Genomic DNA, 3,338 nt, shown 5'->3' with positions numbered 1-3,338 from the left:
CTCCTGCTTCATGCACCCGGAGATCGAGTTCTACCTGCTCAAGAGCGACCAGCCCGGCCCCGACGGCCGGCCCGTGCCGGTGGACCGCGCCGGCTACTTCGACAACGTGCCCGGCTCCGACGCCGCCACCACGGCGGACACGATCGGGCGGTCCGCGGGGATCCAGTCCAGGTGGTGCGCGCCGGCCCCGGACAGGGGCACCCAGGCGAGCAGATCGTGGTCCTCGAGGGCGGCCGGCTCGGCCCCCTCCTCGGCGAGGACGCCCCAGAGCACGCGCATCCGGGCCCCGTTGGCCAGCTCCCACCCCTCCGGGTCCGGGGACGGCACCTCGGCACCGAGCCGCACGGCCACACCCAGCTCCTCGCGGACCTCCCGGGCCAGCGCCTCCCGCGGGCCCTCCCCCGTCTCCACCTTCCCGCCCGGGAACTCCCACAGGCCCCGCAGCACGGCGGGGGCGCTGCGCCGGGCGGCCAGCAGGCGGCTCGGCGCCGCGGCGTCGTCGAGCAGCGCCAGCCCCACCACGAGCCGCGGCTGCGCTCCGGGTCCCCGGGGCTTCGTCGGGCGGGAGGCGGTCACGGCGGACGGGGATGTGGCAGAGGTCATGGGCCCAGGCTAGCGACGGCGCGCCGCGCTCCCGGACCCGGTCCGTAGGCTGGGCCGGTGCCCATGACCACCCCCGCCTCCGGCGACCCCGCCGCGTCCCCGTCCATGCCCGCCCGCCCCGACCCGGCCGGCGCCGCGGGCTCCCCGGCCTCCGGCGCCGTCGGACCCCAGGCCCTCCTGGGCGGGCGACGGGTCCGGCTGCTGCCGGCGATCCTCGCGCTCGCCCTCGGCAGCTTCGCGATCGGCACCACCGAGTTCGCCATCATGGGCCTGCTGCCGCAGGCGGTGGCGGACCTCGGCATCGGCCTCGAGGCCGGCGGCGTGCTCATCTCCATGTACGCCCTCGGGGTGGTGGTCGGCGCCCCGCTGCTGGCCGCCGCGTTCGCCCGGGTGGACCGGCGGACCACCGGCATCGTGCTGATGCTGCTGTTCACCGTCGGCCACGCGGGCGCGTTCCTCGCCCCGGACACGGGCACCATGATGGCCGCGCGGTTCGTCTCCGGGCTGCCCCACGGCGCCTACTTCTCCGCCGCCGCCCTCGCCGCCGCCGACCTGGCGGGGCCCGCGCGGCGCGGCCAGGCCATCGCGTGGGTGATGGCGGGCCTGTCCGTGGCCAACGTGGTGGGCGTGCCGGCCGCGACGGCGATCGGCCAGGCCGCCGGCTGGCGCTGGATGTTCGTGATCGTCGCCGCCTGCGCGCTCGCCTGCGTGGCCGCCACCGCGTGGCTCGTGCCGCCGGTCCCCGCCCCCGCGGGCGCGTCCGTGCGCCGCGAGCTGCGGGGCCTGGCCTCCGGCCGGCTCTGGGCCACGGTGACCGTGGGCGTGATCGGCTTCGCCGGGATGTTCGCCCTCTACACCTACATCGCCCCGCTGCTCACCGAGGTGGCCGGCCTGGACGAGCGGTGGGTCCCCGCCGTCCTCGCCCTGTACGGGATCGGCATGGTCGTGGGCACGCTCGTGAGCGGCGCCCTGACGGACCGTGACCCCGTGGGCACCCTGCGCCTGAGCTTCGGGCTCAGCGCCGTCTCCCTCCTGGCCGTGGGCCTGACCGCCCAGTGGGCACCGGTGATGGTCCTCCTGCTGTTCTGCGTGGCGGTGAGCGGATCCGGGATCGCCCCCTCCCTGCAGGTGCTGCTCGTGGACTCGGCCCCCGGTGCGCCGCAGCTGGCCGGCTCCCTGAACCACTCCGCCCTCAACATGGCGAACGCGATGGGCGCCTGGGTCGGGGCCGCGGCGATCGGGGCGGGCGCCTCCCTGCGCACGCCCCCGCTCGTGGGGGCGGCCATCGCCCTCGCGGGCCTGGTCCTCGCGTTCGTCCTGGTGCGGCGCGCCTCCCCGGACGCGGCGGCGACGGCGGCCGACGCCCGCTGACCGCGGCGCGGGTGGCCGGCCGCCCCCCTGCTGTGGCCTTGGGCACAAAGGAGAAGGATCTCGAAAAGTCGGGGGATCAGAGGTGGTGCTTCCGCGAAACGCCTTGCTAACTTCTTTCCCGTTAGTCAGAGTTCGCACTTGAAAGGAACATCATCATGGGCTTCATCGCCTGGATCGTCCTCGGTCTCATCGCCGGCGCCATCGCTCGCGCCATCCTCCCGGGCCGTCAGGGCACCGGCTGGCTCGGCGCTCTCATCACCGGTGTGCTGGGCGCCCTCCTGGGCGGCTGGATCGGCCGCCTGATGGGCTTCTCCACCAACGACGGCTTCTTCGACCTCGCCACTTGGATCTTCGCGATCATCGGCGGTGTCATCGTGGCCTTCATCTGGCAGGCCATCACCGGCCGTCGCGGCACCCGCGTCTGAGCTGAGACGAGCTCACCCGGCTTCGGCCGGGACCGCTTGAAAGGGCGGGGATCCTCACGGATCCCCGCCCTTTCCGTATGCCCGGCTCCCCCACGACCGGCCATACGCACGCCGACGACGGACGGCGCCGCGCGAGCCCGGCGCCCGGATCAGCCGGCCCGGCGGCCGGCGGCCGCCATGGCCGAGGCGTAGAGGCAGACGGTGGCCGCCGTCCCCACGTTCAGCGACTCCGCGGCACCGTAGAGCGGCACGGCCACCCGGCGGTCCGCCAGGGCGAGCTCCGCCTCGTCCAGTCCCTGCGCCTCGTTGCCGAACAGCCAAGCCGTGGGTGCCGCCGTCGTCTCCGGGGCGAGCGCGTCGAGGCGGTCGTCGCCGTAGCCGTCGGCCGCCCACACCTGCAGGCCGGCCCCGCGGGACGCGTCCGCGACGGCGGCCGCTTCGGCGCCGGTGAGCACGGGCAGGTGGAACAGCGAGCCCGCGGTGGAGCGCACCACCTTGGGATTGAACGGGTCCACGGACCCGGCGGTGAGCACCACCGCGCCCGCGCCCGCGGCGTCCGCGGCGCGCAGCACCGTCCCGGCGTTGCCCGGATCCTGCACCCGGCACAGCACCGCCGCCAGCGCCGCGCCCCCGAGGACCTGCGCCAACGACGGCTGCTCCGGGATGCGTGCCACGGCCACGATCCCCTGCCCCGTCACGGCGTCCGCCATGGCGGTGAGCACCTCGTCCGAGGCCTCCCGCACGAACACCCGCTCGCCGCCGTCGGGCCCGTCGGCGGCCACCCGCTCCACGAGGGCCGCCAGCTCCGAGTCCCGGTCGGCGAGCCCGGCGGAGACGTAGACCTGGGTGAGGACGCGACCGGCCGGCCACTGCCGCGCCGCGCCCGCCGGCCCCTCCCCCAGGTGCGCGCGCAGCGCCTCGCGGCACGCCTGCGGGCCC

Annotated in this window: 4 protein-coding genes and 1 pseudogene; 3 read left to right on the top strand and 2 right to left on the bottom strand. The window is 76.2% G+C overall.

What is annotated here, in order from left to right; genetic code table 11:
• Positions 1-163: pseudogene (locus tag NWP10_RS12495) on the top strand (glutamine synthetase); the annotation flags it as partial.
• On the opposite strand, the gene NWP10_RS11105 reads toward NWP10_RS12495, so the two are convergent.
• On the bottom strand, positions 94-603 hold the full coding sequence (locus tag NWP10_RS11105; RefSeq protein WP_258300952.1) for a (deoxy)nucleoside triphosphate pyrophosphohydrolase: 510 nt from the start codon (positions 601-603) through the stop codon (positions 94-96). The pseudogene NWP10_RS12495 and the gene NWP10_RS11105 sit on opposite strands and share 70 nt — an antisense overlap.
• A gap of 63 nt (positions 604-666) precedes the next feature.
• On the opposite strand from NWP10_RS11105, the gene NWP10_RS11100 reads away from it, so the two are divergent.
• Complete coding sequence (locus tag NWP10_RS11100; protein WP_258300951.1) at positions 667-1,974, top strand: MFS transporter; 1,308 nt, start codon at positions 667-669, stop codon at positions 1,972-1,974.
• 155 nt (positions 1,975-2,129) lie between these two features.
• Positions 2,130-2,399, top strand: a complete 270-nt coding sequence (locus tag NWP10_RS11095) for a GlsB/YeaQ/YmgE family stress response membrane protein (protein WP_017489561.1) — start codon at positions 2,130-2,132, stop codon at positions 2,397-2,399.
• Positions 2,400-2,548: 149 nt separating this feature from the next.
• Here NWP10_RS11095 and NWP10_RS11090 read toward each other — a convergent pair.
• Positions 2,549-3,338, bottom strand: a 790-nt coding sequence (locus tag NWP10_RS11090; RefSeq protein ID WP_258300950.1) for an RNA methyltransferase, incomplete at its 5' end; no start/stop codon positions are given.

The sequence above is a fragment of the Micrococcus sp. HG099 genome (genome assembly GCF_024723355.1).
Taxonomy (GTDB): domain Bacteria; phylum Actinomycetota; class Actinomycetes; order Actinomycetales; family Micrococcaceae; genus Micrococcus; species Micrococcus endophyticus.
The sequence above is the reverse complement of the archived record's forward strand: the minus strand, read 5'-3'. Positions and strand labels throughout refer to the sequence as shown.